Raw genomic sequence first — 16,407 nt, forward strand, 5'->3', positions numbered from 1 at the left:
CTCAATCAGCTTTCATTGCAAAGCTGATTTTATTTTAAGAACTCGGTCATGCAGCCTTTCAGACTGTTTGCAATAGCCTGTTGCGTGAGTTTTGACTTTACTTCTTCATCCAGAGTCGCTTTCAGTAAAGTGCTTGCCGGAATATCCTTGAGTGCATGCTCACCTACACATGAACAGACATTTTGCTCAAGTTCAGCTTTATTTTTGTCCTGCATAAAATAGGTCGAGGCAGTCCAGAATTTAGATGCTTTCAATTCTTTTGCACATTGGTATTCAATCACGGGTTTTAAAGTACGCTGTGTCAAAGTCATATCTGCATTTGAGCAGGCAGATATCAACACGCTACTGATGAGTAGAATTACATGTTTCAACTTCATATCCATTTATAAAAAACAAAGGCAGAGCGTACCCTGCCTGTTATCTAAAAACTTAAACCAGGGCACGGATCTGGTTGATCCATTGCTCTTTATCAGCATCGGTAATAAAAGAAGCTTCAAATGAGTTGATGGCCAACTGCTTCAATTCCTCGTTGCTTAAATCCAGTGCTTCAGCAATGGCAATAAAATTGTCATTCATATAACCACCAAAATAAGATGGATCATCTGAATTGACCGTGACATGCACACCTTGCTGTAAGAGGCGACGGATATTATGCTGCTGCATATCATCCACGACGCAGAGTTTCAGGTTTGACAATGGGCAAACCGTCAGTGGCATCTTTTCTGCGATCAGGCGCTGCATTAACGCCGGATCCTCTTCCGAACGTACACCATGATCAATACGATTTACTTTCAGCAAATCTAAAGCTTCCCAGACATAGGCTGCCGGGCCTTCCTCACCTGCATGTGCTACAACCAAGAAACCTGCTTCACGCGCTTTAGCAAAGACACGTTCAAACTTTGAAGGTGGATGCCCGACTTCACTTGAGTCCAAACCGACTGCAATAATCTGGTCTTTATAAGGTAAGGCCTGTTCCAATGTTGCAAATGCAGCATCTTCACTTAAATGACGCAAGAAGCACATAATCAGATGTGAACTGATACCAAGTTTAGTTTTGGCATCATCACAGGCTTTTTGCAAGCCGTTGATCACGGTTGCAAAAGCAACGCCACGATCGGTATGGGTCTGTGGATCAAAGAACATTTCAATATGCACGACCCGGTCTTCAGCACATTTCTCAAAATACGCCCAGGCCAGATCATAAAAATCCTGTTCATGAATCAATACAGTAGCACCAGCATAATAAATATCCAGGAAGGACTGAAGATTATGAAAGTTATAGGCCTGTTTAACTTCTTCAACAGATTTATACGGGATGGCAATTTTATTACGCTGAGCGATCGCAAACATTAGCTCAGGCTCAAAAGTGCCCTCAATATGAACATGAAGCTCGGCTTTTGGCAAAGCTCGAATCAACTCAAGACGGTTCATCGCTTCTCCTCATGAAACCTAAAATAATAAAAAAAGGGTGCAAACTGAGTTTACACCCTTTCCAAATCTAGAAAAATTAGCCGCCAAATAGTGCGAATTTAAGCGTCCATAGTACTGCAACAATCCAGACCATATACGGTACAGTTGATGCCTTACCGGTTAACAATTTGATCAGTGCATAGCTAATGAAGCCCATCGCAATACCATCCGCAATCGAATAGGTAAATGGCATAAATACAATGGTTAAAAATGCAGGGACTGCTTCTGTAATGTCTTCCCAGTCAATATGCACGATACCTTGAATCATTAAGACACCGACAAATAACAGCGCTGGCGCGGTTGCAAAGCTTGGTACAGACTGTGCCAATGGTGCCAGGAACAAACAGGCAACAAACAGGATACCGACTACGACGGCAGTTAGACCTGTACGGCCACCGGCTGCTACGCCTGCAGAAGATTCAATGTATGGTGTAGTCGATGAGGTACCTAAAGCTGCACCTGCAACAATTGCAGAAGAGTCAGCAAAAAGTGCTTTTTTCAAACGCGGCAGTTTGCCATCTTTCAACAAGCCTGCACGGTGTGAAACACCTACGAGCGTACCGGTTGAGTCAAACAGATCAACCAGAAAGAAGACAAAAATCACGCCAATTAAACTGGCAGTGAACAGACCTTCAAAGCTCATTTGCATAAATGTGGGTGCAATCGATGGCACTGCGCCAACCACACCTTTAAATTCACTCAGACCCAATGCTGCTGAAATACCGGTTAACACCAAAATACTGATGATGATCGCACCACGCACTTTAAAGTGATGCATCACAACAACCAGAAGGAAACCAAATAATGCAAGTAAAACCGATGGTTGTTTTAAATCACCCAAACCTACCAATGTAGCGGGATTATCCACAATCAGGCCGGCATTTTTCAAAGCAATCAGCGCAAGGAATAAGCCAATACCACCACCGATGGCCAGTTTCAGCGACATTGGAATCGCATTGACAATGGCTTCACGGATTTTGAATATGCTGATCGCAATAAACACAAGACCGGAGATAAACACAGCCCCAAGTGCTGTTTGCCAAGGCACACCCATTCCCAAACATACGGAATAGGTAAAGAAGGCATTCAAGCCCATGCCTGGTGCAAGTGCAATTGGATAATTTGCAATCAAGCCCATGACTAAACAGCCAATCGCGGCTGCAAGACAGGTTGCTACAAAGACAGCCCCATGATCCATCCCCGTTTCGGACAAAATCATCGGATTGACAATAATGATGTAACACATCGTTAAGAATGTTGTCACACCGGCAAGAACTTCTGTACGGAAACTGGTTTTGTTTTCACTCAGTTTAAACAGACGTTCAAGCATACTTTCTGAAGATGGATTAGGAGTCGTCATGACCTAGCCCCTATTGAGTAAACTTTATGCTTTAAGCAAGCCGTCAAATAAATGAAATTTTATAAAAAAATTCATCAATTTTAAGGATGTGTTAGCAACGAATATGCCAGCATAGCCATTTGACGGGTTAAAATGTTGGAACAGCTTACAGCCCCAGGGCTATGCTATAAAAACCCAAAAAAAATCTAAACAAAAAAGCTGCATAACCTTTATGCAGCTTTATTTTCTCGATTTAAATCAAATGCTTAACAAGATGAATTCTGCTTCATCCTGATCGTTGGCAAATTATAACACATTGATTTCTTATTGCTTATTTGATTTTACACTTTATTAGAAATTAATATATTCCAGGTGAATATTTAAAAAATTTTATTATATTTATTATGTTTTTAATTTTACTAATCCAGCCCAATTGGCGGGAGGAAGGTAGTACAAGCTGCTTAATGTCGATGCCGATTGGATTCCAGCAATTTGCTTGAATCACGTCCATCGTTCAAGACATGACGGATCTTTTCATATTTTCTGATTTCGGACTGTTTATGGACACAAAATCCTAATAAACTGATCATTAAGGCAAAAACAGGGATAGCATATATTTTCATTTTTATTATGCTGCTTTGTAACACTATGCAATTATGCTAACAAAAAACCTAACAAACTTGTGACATAGTTTACATTTAACCCGATAGAAGGCATTTATTTATCCTCTAAATATTAATTTTATGTCGTTTTATTTATTAATACTTAATTAATTTATAATTCTTTTTTCAAAAAATCGATCCTATTAAAAATCCTTTTAAAAAAACTAAATAATTGAATTTAATATATTTTTTAAACCACCTAAAAGAAGTTTATTCAAAATTAAGATATGGAGATAAATGAAATCTAACCTATTCAATAGAAATTATTTCGATTTATTTTATCGGCCTTTTCCAAGAATACTCAACTTTAATTTTTAGAATAAAATGATCTAAATAAGGGAGATTTTGCTAGGGATTTCAAGATGTTTAGCGATATTTTTTATTTTTAATTACCTTGAAGCTCTACCTGATATTCAAGAATTACAGATTTTATAGTTGTCATGATGCTGTCTATTATTCCCTACTCACATCACATGCATGTACATAGTTCAAGAACCTAACCATAATAACGACATCCCAATATCCGGCATATATATCCTCATGCTGAATACTGGGAATCATCTCATTTATGCACTCAGTTGTTCATCACGTTTGAACACCAGTTCTCCCTTAAGTGAACTGTCTGCATCGAAATAATAGCCATCGCTATTAAAAGCTTTCAACTCTTCGACACAATCAATTTTATTTTCAATCATAAAACGCGCCATGAGACCGCGTGCTTTTTTGGCATAGAAACTAATCACTTTATATTTGCCATTTTTCTGATCCAGAAATACCGGCTTGATAATGTCTGCCTGAATTTTGCACTCGTTGACTGATTTGTAATATTCATCAGAGGCGATATTCACCAGGATTTCAGAATTTGCTGCTGCTAGATCCTGATTAATCAGATCAGTAATGTGATGTGCCCAGAAGTCATATAGGTTATGCCCGCGGGAATTGGCCAATTTGGTTCCCATTTCCAGACGGTACGGCATCATCAAATCCAAGGGACGTAAGAGTCCATATAATCCAGACAACATGCGTAAACGGTCTTGTGCATAGTGCAGATCTTCATGTTTTAAACTATAGGCATCCAGACCTGTATAGACATCGCCTTTAAATGCAAAAATCGCCTGACGGGCATTGGCTAAATTAAAATTCGGTTGCCAGTCATTAAAACGTGCGGTATTTAAAGTGGCAATTTTTTCACTAACACTCATTAAGCTGGAAATTTCTGTTGCAGAAAGTGTGCGACAAACGTTGATCAAGTCCTGTGAATGTTCTAATAATCTCGCTTGAGTAAATTGGTCAGTCGGTAATGGAGTATCGTAATCGAGAGTTTTGGCTGGAGAAATTAAAGCGAGCATGGCAACCTGGTCAAAAAATGATTAATCAAACTATATCAGTCTGCTTATTTTAATTCCAATTCATGTTTTTATTCACCATAATCGTTAAAATGCACGATTCTCCTGTTAATCATCGGTTTTTATATGCCCGAGCAAATTTTTCTTCAAGGGCCTGCGGGTCAGATTGAAGTTTTTGTGGATTATCCTCAGGGTGAAGTGAAAGGATTCGCGGTAGTTTGTCACCCCCATCCATTGCAAGGCGGTACACCACAACATAAGGTTCCGGTTTTACTGGCACAAATGTATCTGGAACGTGGCTGTATTGTGTATCGTCCAAGTTTCCGTGGTTCTGGTCAAAGTGAAGGTATACACGACGAGGGCTTCGGTGAGACGGATGATGTATTAGAAGTCATTCGGTTCGCTCGCAACCAGCATATTGCCCTGCCTTTTTATGCAGGCGGTTTTAGTTTTGGTGCGCATGTCATGGCAAAAAGCTATGCAGCCTTACCGGTAGAACTGCAACCAAAGCAAACCATTTTATGTGGTCTGCCGACTGCAACAGTAGCTGGTATTCGTCATTATGTGACACCAGCCATCAAAGGCGACATTCTGTTCATTCACGGTGAAGCCGATGAAGTGACTTTGCTCTCAGATATGATTGAATGGGCAAAGCCACAACGCCATTTAGTGACCGTATTACCTGGTGCCAACCATTTCTTTACCGGCTATTTAAAGCAATTACGGATCGCAATGACCCGGTACTTAGCGCTTGGCTAAATAAAAAAACCCATCAAATGATGGGTTTTTTATTAAAAGACAAAATCTTCTGCAAAAATTTCATACATCACAGCCCGATATTTAGGCTTATCGATGTAGCGGATAATTTTTCCGCCCAAGCGTTCTGCAATTTTACGGCTAGCCCAGTTTTCTTCTGCTACCGGGTAGCTTAAAACTTGAATCCCTAATGTATTGAAAGCATAAGCCACAACACAATGCACTACCTCATGTCCATAATGATGACCATGTGCAGTTTCACGAATCCAAATACCGACTTCAGGTATTTCATCATGAAGTCGATGCAAACCACATAGCCCAATAAATTCTTGTGTTTCAATATGACGGATCACAAATACATATTCTTTATAATCAGTCATATTTTCCAGCCAATTTTGCCAGACTGTTGCAAATCCCTGTTCAGATTGTGGTGGGTCCCACGCCATAAAACGTGTCAAACTCGGCGTAATTGAAGCATAAGTTTCTTTGGCATCGGCTGATTTAAAACAATTCAGGATCAAGCGTTTACTTTGCAGTGTAGGCAAAGCTGATTGAGTCTGTTGAATTAGCTCTTCCATTCAAACTCGCTAAAGCGTTCCTGCTCTTTTAGAGAGGTTTCCACTGCCTGTGCAAGCTGATTAAGCAAACTTCTTTCGGTGATACGATCCAGCCAGTCCTGTTCTTCTTCAGGATATGAGGCAATCTCACAGACCAGATGCCCTTGTTCATCTCTGGTTTCGCAACTCACTGATAAAGGCAGCGCATGTTCTTCTACGCTGACGGCAACCTGAGCACCACTTTGGCTTAAGGTCTGAAAACCGTATTTACCTAATTTTTCGGCAAGTAAATGTGCTACATATTCCTGGGTTTCTTGACCATCCCGTGGTGTTTGGCTCTGGGTATTGGCCATGAATTTTAATTTTCGCATCGCTACTTCCAAATGGCTTTTTTCTTATATGGGTTTAGCATAAGCAATATAAACAAAACAGCCAAGCAAAAGCTTGGCTGTTTCACATAATTTTAAAAATTATTCTGATACTTGAATTGGCAGTCCTGCGATTGAGGTCAATTCTGTGAAGGTCGGGAAACTGGTTGCGACCGTTTCGGTTCCGACAATCTTGATCTGCTCCGAATTACGCAAACCGGCAATCGAAAAACTCATCGCGATACGGTGATCGTGATGCGATTCAATTTCACCACCCGTAAAGATTGGCGACCAGTCACCAGACTTGCCCTTACCTTCAATGATGATGCCATCGTCCGTTGGGGTACAGTCGATGCCCATGGTTTGAAGACCGTCGGCCATCACTTGAATACGATCCGATTCTTTTACGCGAAGCTCGGCAGCACCGGTCAGGATGGTTTGACCTTCGGCACATGCAGCCGCAATGAATAGCGCCGGGAATTCATCAATTGCCAATGGCACCTGATCTTCCGGCATATGAATGCCTTTTAAGGTACGTGTACCACGGATACGAATATCGGCAATCGGTTCACCGCCTGCAATACGCTCGTTTTCAACTGTAATGTCCGCACCCATTTGCTTGAGGATTTCGACCACACCAGTACGGGTCGGGTTAATGCCAACTGCTTCAAGGGTCACATCCGAGTTTTCAGTAATGGCCGCACCGACCATAAAGAAAGCAGCAGAAGAAATATCTGAAGGCACCTGAATATTGGTTCCAACCAGCTTTCCGCCACCTTGCAGTGAAATTCGATTACCTTCGGTTTTCACTTCATAACCAAAGGCACGTAGCATACGTTCAGTATGGTCGCGTGTTGGTTCTGGTTCAGTCACCGAAGTTTCACCTTCTGCCCATAGACCTGCAAGTAAAATCCCTGATTTCACCTGAGCAGAGGCCATTGGCAAATCGTACTGAATCCCTTTCAGGTTTTGGTTGCCGGTGATGGATACAGGTGGCGTACCTCGCTCACCAGTGGTCTGAATTTGCGCACCCATTTCACGTAAAGGCTTGGCAATACGCTCCATTGGACGCTTGGATAAAGATGCGTCACCAGTCATGACTGAATCAAATTTCTGTGCTGCTAGCATACCCGACAGCAAACGCATTGAAGTGCCTGAGTTGCCCATATAAATGGCAGACTGCGGCGCTTTTAAGCCTTGCATGCCAACACCATGAATGGTGACTTCACCATTTTTAGGGCCTTCAATGCTGACTCCCATATCACGGAAAGCTTGCAGTGTCGCTAGAGCATCCTCACCTTCCAAAAAGCCGGTCACATGTGTGGTACCTTCTGCAATCGCACCAAACATGATCGAGCGATGTGACACAGATTTGTCACCTGGCACGGTAAATTTACCCTGAAATTTCTTGGCACCCGGCTGAATGGTAAATTGTTGTGTCACTTTATTTTTCTCCATGAAAGGTTTCTTGGCGAGCATATGGTTGAAATGCTGGCGAGCTGCCTGCGCATGACCCAATAAGCCCATCAATGCGTGGGAATCTTCATCTTCAATCAATTTGCGAATAATCGCGAGCTGCTGTTCAAAGCCATCAACAGCATTCAGAACTGCTTTTTTGTTGGCAAAAAAGATGTCATGCCACATTTGTGGATCGCTAGCGGCAATTCGCGAGAAATCCCGGAAGCCACCGGCAGCATAACGAAATATATCTAAATTGTCTTCACGCTTGGCCAATTGCTCAACCAAGTTGAATGCCATGAGATGCGGAAGATGACTGGTATGCGCCAGCACTTCATCGTGCTTGTCGACATCCATACAAATCACTTCGGCTTTCGCCGCTTGCCACAGCTGAATCAGTTTATCGACGGCCCAGTCTGCACTGCTTGGCAGTGGCGTCAAGATCACCTTGTGATTGGCAAATAAATCAACTTTACCTGCATGCACCCCGGTATGCTCGGCACCTGCAATCGGATGGCCCGGTACAAAACCTTCAGGCAGTTCATCGCCAAAAACCGCTTTCGCTGCATCGACCACATTACCTTTGGTACTACCCACATCAGTAATAATGGTATTGGCAGATAAATAAGGCTTGATGGCTTCCAGCACCTTTTGCGTGGCACGCACCGGTAATGCAAGCACTACCAGATCAGCACCTTTGACCGCTTCCACAGGATCTGCATAGCCTTCGGAAATCAGGCCAAGAGATTTAGCATCTTCCAAAGTCTTTTGTGAACGTGTCGATGCAACAATGTCATTGGCCAAATGCTCAGCTCGAATGACACGCGCCAGACTTGAACCAATCAGTCCAAGCCCGATAAATGCAACTTTTTCAAACAGTGGCTGCGACATGGTTTAAGCTTTTGCCTCTAAACCGAGTACTTTAGCCAATGCGCTTAAGAATTTCGCATTTTCTGCTTCAGTACCAATCGATACACGAATGTGATTAGAAATACCGACCGGACGCACAATCACCCCTTGCTTAAGCAAACCATTGAAGGTTGCTGATGGGTCTGCTTGTACATCTACCAGAATAAAGTTGGCACGTGAAGGTACATAGTTAAGACCCAAAGCCTTAAAGCCAGCCTCAAGTTGCGCCATACCGGCTTTATTCACTTCACGAGAACGCGCGATAAAATCTTCATCTTTCAGTGCAGCCACCGCAGCCACCATCGCAAGATGGTTGACATTAAATGGTTGACGAATACGGTTCAGGTAATCTGTCACTTCAACTGAAGCCAGAGCAAAACCAACACGTAGTGCAGCCAAACCATAACACTTCGACAAAGTACGGCTAACGATCAGGTTTGGATATTGCGCAAGGAATTTCAAGCTGTTGAAGTTTTCCGGGAAATATTCAACATACGCTTCATCCAGAACCACAATCACATTGGCAGGAACTTTTTGCATGAAAGCTTCAAATTCAGCTTCTTCGAACCAGGTTCCAGTTGGATTGTTCGGGTTTGCAATGAAGACGAGTTTGGTATTGTCTTGAATTGCAGCCGCCATTGCTTCCAAGTCATGCGAGAAGCCTTTTGCTGGTACTTCGATCGCTTGTGCATTAATGGCTTGAGTTACCAATGCATAAACTGCAAAAGCATGCTGGCTATACACCACCGAATCATTTTCTGAAACGAATGCACGGGCAAACATTTCCAGTAAGTCGTTTGAACCATTCCCTAAGGTAATCTGATCATGATTAAAACCAAACTGGGTTTTGATCTGATCTTTCAGGATAAAACCACCACCATCCGGATAACGGCCAATTTCAGCAATTTCCGCAGCTACCGCTTCTTTGACTTTATCTGAACAACCTAGCGGGTTTTCATTTGAAGCCAGTTTGACGATATCGGTAAGCCCCAACTCGCGCTCAAGTTCACTGATTGGCTTACCCGGTTGATATGGCTTTAATTTTGAGATGCCTGAATTGGCTGGAACAAACGACATTTTAGACTTCCAATTTTAGGTATAAAACAGTGGTCAGCATCCTCGCCCTGACCACGGATAGCTGACTTAAAGTACAGCTGCAGGATATGAACCGAGCACGCGAACTTCTTTGACCAAAGGACGAATTTCTTCAATGGCTGCTTTCACGTGTTCCTGCTCAATATGGCCTTCAAGATCAATAAAGAACACATAAGCCCATTTTTCAGGAAGTGCAGGACGCGTCTCAATACTGGTCAGACTGATATTGTGCTTGGCAAATGGCGCCAGAATTTCCAGCAAAGCCCCGGCACGATCATGTGCTGAAATCAGTAATGAAGTCTTGTCATTACCACTTTGCGGCACTTTTTCACGACCAATCACCAAGAAGCGTGTGGTATTTTCAGGATTGTCCTCGATATTGCTATGCATGATTTCGAGATCATAAATGCTCGCGGCAATTTCAGAGGCAATCGCGGCAGAATGCCATTCATTACGAATACGGCGCGCTGCTTCTGCGTTGGAGCTTAAAGCGACACGTTCCACACCCGGATAATGGGCATCCAGCCACTTACGGCATTGTGCCAAAGTCTGCTGATGCGCATAAATCTGCTTGATGCTGTCTTTACGGGTATTTTCAGAAATCAGGAACTGATGGTGAATCGGTAATTCAACTTCGCCAATTACATTCAGGTTCGATGTTTTAAAACAGTCCAAAGTATGGTTGACCACGCCTTCAGAAGAATTTTCTACCGGCACCAGACCATAATGGGCACTGCCCGCTTCCACGTCACGGAAAACTTCATCAATGGTCGGTAAAGGACGAACCACAGCATCATGACCAAAGTGCTTGAGTACCGCAGAATGGGTATAAGTCCCGACTGGGCCAAGGAAAGCAATGCTTTGCGGAGCTTCAAGTGCAAGACAGGCCGACATGATTTCACGGAACAGACGCGCCATGGTGGTATCAGACAATGGCCCTTCATTACGTTCCATGACATTACGCAAAACCTGAGCTTCACGTTCTGGGCGGTAAAACAGCGGATTCTCTTCTGAGGCAAACTTTGCTTTTGCCACAGCTTCAGCCAAACGTGCCCGACGGTTAATCAATTGCTGAATTTGCTGATCAACAGAATCGATATCTTCACGAATTTTTACCAAATCAAGAGAAGTCGTGGTGTTTTGATCGTCGTTGATCATTGTTCTGTCGCCCTTCATAAACCTTATCTGTTCAGTATAACAATAGTGAGCTTTCAAATGTTACGCAATATGACATTGGTAGATTAAGTCTTAAAAACATACAGTTGATTTTAACCGTTTATCGCTTTTGGTCATATCTAGTAACATTTACTTCAGCTTTTCTGCTTGATTTACATTATTAAATTGTAAACTTTGCCTGTCCATATTAACTGATTTTAAGGAAGATGAAATATCACTATTTCTTAATCTATATAGCGGTTTTAAGCATAAGAAAATTAAAATAATTGCTTTGCAAACGTCATTTTTGAACCATTCATATCTAAGATAGATTTCACAATAAAATGCACACTCTGCAACACCATTTTTATCGACTTCTCTTTGATTTCACTTATTTTTTACATTAAATCACTACTCCATTACAAAGCAGAGACGATTTTTTAACCAATCATAGATAGTCTAACTTAAAACAAGCGTTTGGGTGTCAGTCATGCCAAAAAGAATAGCTGTACTTTTGACGAATAATTTTGAAGATCAGGAATATCTTGAACCCGTTGCGGCCTTGCTTGAAGCAAAGCATAGCATCTGTAATATTGAGTTTAATGCAGGAAACGTGGTCTATGGTCTGCATGGCTGTTCTGCAGTGACGATTGACCGGGGCATCGAACAAATCAGTATTGATGATTTTGATGCCTTGCTGATTCCTGGCGGTGAATCTGCAGTTTCCTTATCTACCGATCTCCGGGTGCTGCAGTTTATTCAGGCTTTTAATCAAGCCAAGAAAACCATCTTTAGTTTATGTGATGCATCATTATTACTATGTGAAGCAGATGTGCTAAAAAATCGAATTATTACCAGTATTCGCGCGCATGCCAGTCGCGTACAACGTGCCGGTGGCACGTATTATGATGCAGAACTGGTGAATGACAATAATCAGTTGATTTCATCGCGTCTACCCAATGATTTACCCATTTTTATTCATGAATGTTTGGATGTCTTAAAATCATAAAGTCTTAAAAAATATTTCCCATCTTGGCTATGTTCTCCCCCTATAAAAAAGAGTCCTTCGGGACCACTGCTGTCCCATAGTTTGCTTTAAATAAAAAAACCTGAGTCCTAACAGTTAAAATATGAGTGCAAACAAACACTTTAACGACTAGGATTCAGGTTTTGTCACATCAGAATACCGTATTTCATGAGCTAATTAAACCTGTTGTGCGACAGGATTTTGAACAACTTGCTAAAGTACACCATGTTGGACAGAAATTTAGAGCGGCTTCCCGGTGGGATCAGTTTATTGCCATATTGATGTCTCAATTCTCTTGTAGGCAAAGTCTGAGAGATATTCAATCCAATTTGGAGTGCCAACAGGAAAAGCTAAGTCATCTCGGAGCAAAGTCTACTCCCCGAAGCACGCTGGCACGAATCAATGAGCAGCAGCCTGCTGCCTTGTATCAACAGCTATTTTACAAGTTGCTTAAATACTATGAACACTCGAAAGTAGCTCATAAATTTCGCTTTAAGAATCCCTTGTATTCCTTGGATGCCAGTCATATTGACCTATCGCTTTCCTTATGTGAATGGGCCAAAGTTCATGACTCAAAAGCCAGCATGAAACTCAGCATAGGATTGAATCACAGCAATGATATTCCTGAGTTTGTTGCAGTTGAAAATGGCAAAGAAAATGACATGGTACAAGGCCGCAAATTCCAGTTTCCTGCTGGCAGCATTGTAGTTTTTGATAAAGGCTATGTCGATTACCAATGGTATGCAAATCTGACTGCTCAAAACATTGGATTTGTCACACGTTTTAGGCCTAAATCTGTGTATCAGGTGATCCAGCAACATCCAGTGCTTGAATCCAAAGGTATTCTAAAAGATGAAACCATTCAGCTGAATAGCGCACATGCCCTAAAAAGAAAAGCCCCAGTGTTAAGAAGAATTGAATATAGAGATCAGCAAAGTGGCAAGCACTTTAGCTTTCTCAGCAATAACTTTCATTTAGCCGCCTCCACCATTGCGGCGATTTATAAAGATCGTTGGAAAGTTGAGCTGTTCTTTAAGGCGATTAAGCAGAATCTCAAATTAAAAGCGTTTCTAGGCTGCAGCAGGAACGCAATTCAGACACAAATCTGGATTGCGATGATCGCCTATTTATTGGTGAGTTTCGCTCAACATTTAGGAAAAACAGGTTGGACAGTTCAACGTTTACTCAGAATAATTCAAGTGAATTTGTTTGAAAGAAGAACTTTAAAAGCTTTATTTTCACCCGATAAAATACCCATAAAACAAGAGGAAGCTCAAATGAGCTTCCTCTTGTGAAAAATTGTGGGACAGCAATGCCTTCGGGACTCTTTTTTTATGGTTGAGCTATTAACGTCCTAACAGACCGCGTGCCACGATCTCTTTCATGATTTCATTGGTACCCCCATAAATCCGCTGGATCCGCGCATCAACGAAGAAACGTGAAATTGGATATTCAGTCATATAGCCATAACCCCCAAATAATTGCAGGAGATTGTCCGCGATTTTCATCTGCATATCGGTAGAAAAGCTTTTCAATGCTGCTGCAGTTTCTACATCCAGCTTCCCTTGCATATAAAGCTCAAGATTCTGGTTATAAAAAGCTGCGGTCGCCAATTCATCAATTTTCGCTTGCGCAAGCACAAAACGGGTATTCTGGAATTGGCCGATGGCCTGACCAAAAGCCTGACGCTCTTTCACATATTGTGTAGTCACATCAATAGAGCCACGAATAGCGCCTAAAGCGGTGGCAGCAATGGCGGTACGCTCACGCGGCAATTCCTGCATCAGGTAAGCAAATCCCTGTCCCGGCTGACCCAGTAATTGCTCCTTTGGCACTTTAACATTGTCGAAGAACAGCTCAGACGTATCCTGAGCATGCAGGCCAATTTTGTCCAGATTGGTGCCTTTTTTAAAGCCTTCCAGATGAGTATCAACCAGCAGCAATGAAACGCCTTTGGCGCGGGCTTGCGGATCAGTTTTGACGGCAAGCACCACCAAGTCAGCATGCTGACCATTGGAAATAAAGGTTTTTGAGCCATTTAACAGATAATATTCATCCTGCAAGATAGCGCTGGTGCGCATGGCTTGTAAATCTGAACCTGCGCCTGGCTCGGTCATACCGATCGCACCGACCACTTCACCGGTCACCATTTTTGGTAACCAGTATTTTTTCTGTTCTTCGGTACCGATATGCAGGATATACGGTGCTGCAATATCGGAATGACAAGACAGACCTGTGGCAATGGCACTGTATCCGGCACGTGCAGATTCTTCGATCAACATCAATGAATAATCGGTCGGCACCCCATAGCCACCATATTCTTCCGGAACATCGACACACAAGAAGCCATTTTCACCGAGTGCATTCCAGACTGAACGCGGCATCAGACCTTCACGTTCCCACTGGTCATAGTATGGTGCGACATGTTCGTTCATAAAGCGTTTAAAATTATCGCGGAATAATTCTAGATCGGCATCGTAGGCAAGCATTCTATTGTCCTTGTTGTTTATCATTTGAGTTTCCTTTTCACAGACTATCGACTTTCATGCTCCCTGTCATGTGCCGGCATTCATCTTTTTACTAACTTCACAGTCAATAAAAAAGGGAAGCCGAAGCTTCCCTTTTAGACACGAAAGACAGACTCAAACTTAGTGAGCGTTATTTCCTTCTTGCGCCATTTTTTCATCAATTTCTGCAGGATTTGCTAAAGCATAGTTCAGCTTGTCCATATCTAACTGGCCAACCCATTTCGCAACCACTAAAGTCGCCAAAGAGTTACCAACCAGATTGGTCAAGGCACGAGCTTCAGACATGAAACGGTCAATACCGAGAATCAAGGCCAGACCTGCAACAGGAATATTACCTACGGCAGCCAAGGTTGCCGCCATCACAATAAAGCCTGAACCAGTCACACCTGCCGCACCCTTAGATGAGATCAGAAGTACCAGAAGCAGGGTAATTTGATGAGACAAATCAAGTTGCGTATTGGTCGCTTGTGCAATGAAGATCGCAGCCATCGTCAAGTAAATCGACGTACCATCCAGGTTAAATGAGTAACCAGTTGGAATCACCAGACCTACTACCGACTTCTCGGCACCGGCAAGTTCCAGTTTCTTCAACATACGTGGTAATACTGACTCTGAAGATGACGTCCCCAGTACAATCAGAAGTTCTTCGCGAATCAGGCGGATCATCTTCATGATGCTGAAACCAGCAAAACGCGCAATTGAGCCCAATACGATGAAAATAAATAGTACACAGGTGATATAGAAACAAATGATCAACTGTGCCAGCTGAGCAAGAGAACCAATACCATATTTACCAATTGTAAATGCCATCGCACCAAATGCACCGATTGGAGCAAGTTTCATCACCATGTTCACGATGTTGAAGAATACATGTGAAATCTGGTCAATGAGTTTCAGGACTGGCTTGCCTTGATCACCCAGCTTATGCAGTGCGAAACCAAAAATGATCGCGAACAATAGAACTTGCAGAATTTCGCCTTCCGCAAATGCGCCCACAACCGTATTTGGAATGATGTTCATCAGGAAGTCGATAGTCGATTGTGACTCACCTGAAGCGACATATTTACTGATGCCAGTGGTATCCAGTGAAGCAGGATCAACGTTCATGCCCACACCAGGCTTGACGATGTTAATCACGACCAGACCGATGACCAAAGCAATCGTGGATACGATCTCGAAGTAAAGTAAAGCCACACCACCAGTTTTACCGACTGATTTCATGCTTTCCATACCTGCAATACCGCTGACCACGGTACAGAAAATCACAGGTGCGATAATCATTTTAATCAGACGGATAAATGCATCACCAAGCGGTTTAAGCTGTTCGCCCAAGCCAGGGACATGCTGTTCTACGCCATTGATAATTTGCGTACCACTAGGCGAAAAATGCCCGACCAGAATACCTGCGATAATGGCCACAATCACTTGAAAATACAGTGACTTATAAATTGGTTGTTTCGCCATAATAAATCTACTTGAACGATATCAAAAATAAGAAAGACCATTTTGAGAAATATACTGACCTCTTCATCCCTTCTCAGGATGAACCGGATCAAGTCTCAAAAGGCTCAAGAGAATGTTCAAAAATGATAATCAGCCATGCATTGAATCTGACACTCAAGTATCAGACCAAAGTATTAAATGGGAGAAAGAGATTAAGAAAAATTAAACAGACTCTAAAAATTGCCTAAATTTTACCGAATATTCAGACTAAATGTGCATAACTTATTATGCGCT

At 42.4% G+C, this 16,407-nt stretch carries 14 protein-coding genes; 3 read left to right on the plus strand and 11 right to left on the minus strand.

The window, feature by feature from the left end:
* Positions 1–29: 29 nt before the first annotated feature.
* From HGD77_RS09970 to yaaA, 4 genes are all read right to left on the minus strand, one after another.
* A complete protein-coding gene (locus HGD77_RS09970; RefSeq protein WP_004278976.1) occupies positions 30–383 on the minus strand; it encodes a hypothetical protein in 354 nt (117 codons plus the stop codon).
* A 46-nt stretch (positions 384–429) separates the two neighbouring features.
* The gene (locus tag HGD77_RS09975) at positions 430–1,431 is read right to left on the minus strand and encodes an adenosine deaminase (RefSeq protein WP_004278977.1); all 1,002 of its coding nucleotides are present in this window, start codon (positions 1,429–1,431) and stop codon (positions 430–432) included.
* 76 nt (positions 1,432–1,507) lie between these two features.
* Positions 1,508–2,830 carry an NCS2 family permease gene (locus HGD77_RS09980; RefSeq protein ID WP_004278978.1) on the minus strand — a complete coding sequence of 441 codons (1,323 nt, stop codon included), beginning with the start codon at positions 2,828–2,830 and terminating at the stop codon, positions 1,508–1,510.
* Positions 2,831–4,037: 1,207 nt separating this feature from the next.
* Entirely contained in the window at positions 4,038–4,820 is a 783-nt protein-coding gene (gene yaaA, locus HGD77_RS09985) for a peroxide stress protein YaaA (RefSeq protein WP_004278979.1), read from the minus strand.
* Positions 4,821–4,943: 123 nt separating this feature from the next.
* Here yaaA and HGD77_RS09990 point away from each other — a divergent pair, with 123 nt between their 5' ends.
* Positions 4,944–5,576, plus strand: a complete 633-nt coding sequence (locus HGD77_RS09990) for an alpha/beta hydrolase (RefSeq protein WP_004645565.1) — start codon at positions 4,944–4,946, stop codon at positions 5,574–5,576.
* A gap of 32 nt (positions 5,577–5,608) precedes the next feature.
* Here the strand turns inward: HGD77_RS09990 and HGD77_RS09995 are convergent, their stop codons facing one another.
* The 5 genes from HGD77_RS09995 to pheA form a co-directional block, all read right to left on the minus strand.
* Complete coding sequence (locus HGD77_RS09995) at positions 5,609–6,151, minus strand: GNAT family N-acetyltransferase (protein WP_004278982.1); 543 nt, start codon at positions 6,149–6,151, stop codon at positions 5,609–5,611.
* A complete protein-coding gene (locus HGD77_RS10000) occupies positions 6,139–6,501 on the minus strand; it encodes a hypothetical protein (protein ID WP_004278984.1) in 363 nt (120 codons plus the stop codon). Before HGD77_RS10000 ends, HGD77_RS09995 begins: the two co-directional genes overlap by 13 nt.
* 99 nt (positions 6,502–6,600) lie before the next feature.
* Positions 6,601–8,847, minus strand: a complete 2,247-nt coding sequence (locus HGD77_RS10005) for a bifunctional prephenate dehydrogenase/3-phosphoshikimate 1-carboxyvinyltransferase (protein ID WP_004278985.1) — start codon at positions 8,845–8,847, stop codon at positions 6,601–6,603.
* Between the two features lie 3 nt (positions 8,848–8,850).
* Positions 8,851–9,942 (minus strand): histidinol-phosphate transaminase, encoded by a 1,092-nt coding sequence (gene hisC, locus HGD77_RS10010; RefSeq protein WP_004645569.1) that lies wholly within the window; start codon positions 9,940–9,942, stop codon positions 8,851–8,853.
* 66 nt (positions 9,943–10,008) lie between these two features.
* A complete protein-coding gene (pheA, locus tag HGD77_RS10015; protein WP_004278987.1) occupies positions 10,009–11,118 on the minus strand; it encodes a prephenate dehydratase in 1,110 nt (369 codons plus the stop codon).
* Between the two features lie 487 nt (positions 11,119–11,605).
* Between pheA and HGD77_RS10020 the strand changes: the two genes are divergently transcribed.
* Both HGD77_RS10020 and HGD77_RS10025 read left to right on the plus strand, forming a co-directional pair.
* Entirely contained in the window at positions 11,606–12,124 is a 519-nt protein-coding gene (locus tag HGD77_RS10020; protein ID WP_004731605.1) for a DJ-1/PfpI family protein, read from the plus strand.
* A gap of 161 nt (positions 12,125–12,285) precedes the next feature.
* A complete protein-coding gene (locus tag HGD77_RS10025; protein ID WP_168730807.1) occupies positions 12,286–13,437 on the plus strand; it encodes an IS4-like element ISAbe18 family transposase in 1,152 nt (383 codons plus the stop codon).
* Between the two features lie 51 nt (positions 13,438–13,488).
* On the opposite strand, the gene HGD77_RS10030 is transcribed toward HGD77_RS10025, so the two are convergent.
* Together HGD77_RS10030 and HGD77_RS10035 are read right to left on the minus strand one after the other, a co-directional pair.
* Positions 13,489–14,631 carry an acyl-CoA dehydrogenase family protein gene (locus tag HGD77_RS10030; RefSeq protein WP_004278989.1) on the minus strand — a complete coding sequence of 381 codons (1,143 nt, stop codon included), beginning with the start codon at positions 14,629–14,631 and terminating at the stop codon, positions 13,489–13,491.
* A gap of 159 nt (positions 14,632–14,790) precedes the next feature.
* A complete protein-coding gene (locus HGD77_RS10035; RefSeq protein WP_004278990.1) occupies positions 14,791–16,134 on the minus strand; it encodes a dicarboxylate/amino acid:cation symporter in 1,344 nt (447 codons plus the stop codon).
* Between the last annotated feature and the right edge of the window lie 273 nt (positions 16,135–16,407).

Source organism: Acinetobacter sp. NEB149 (assembly GCF_012516415.1).
GTDB lineage: Bacteria > Pseudomonadota > Gammaproteobacteria > Pseudomonadales > Moraxellaceae > Acinetobacter > Acinetobacter lwoffii_V.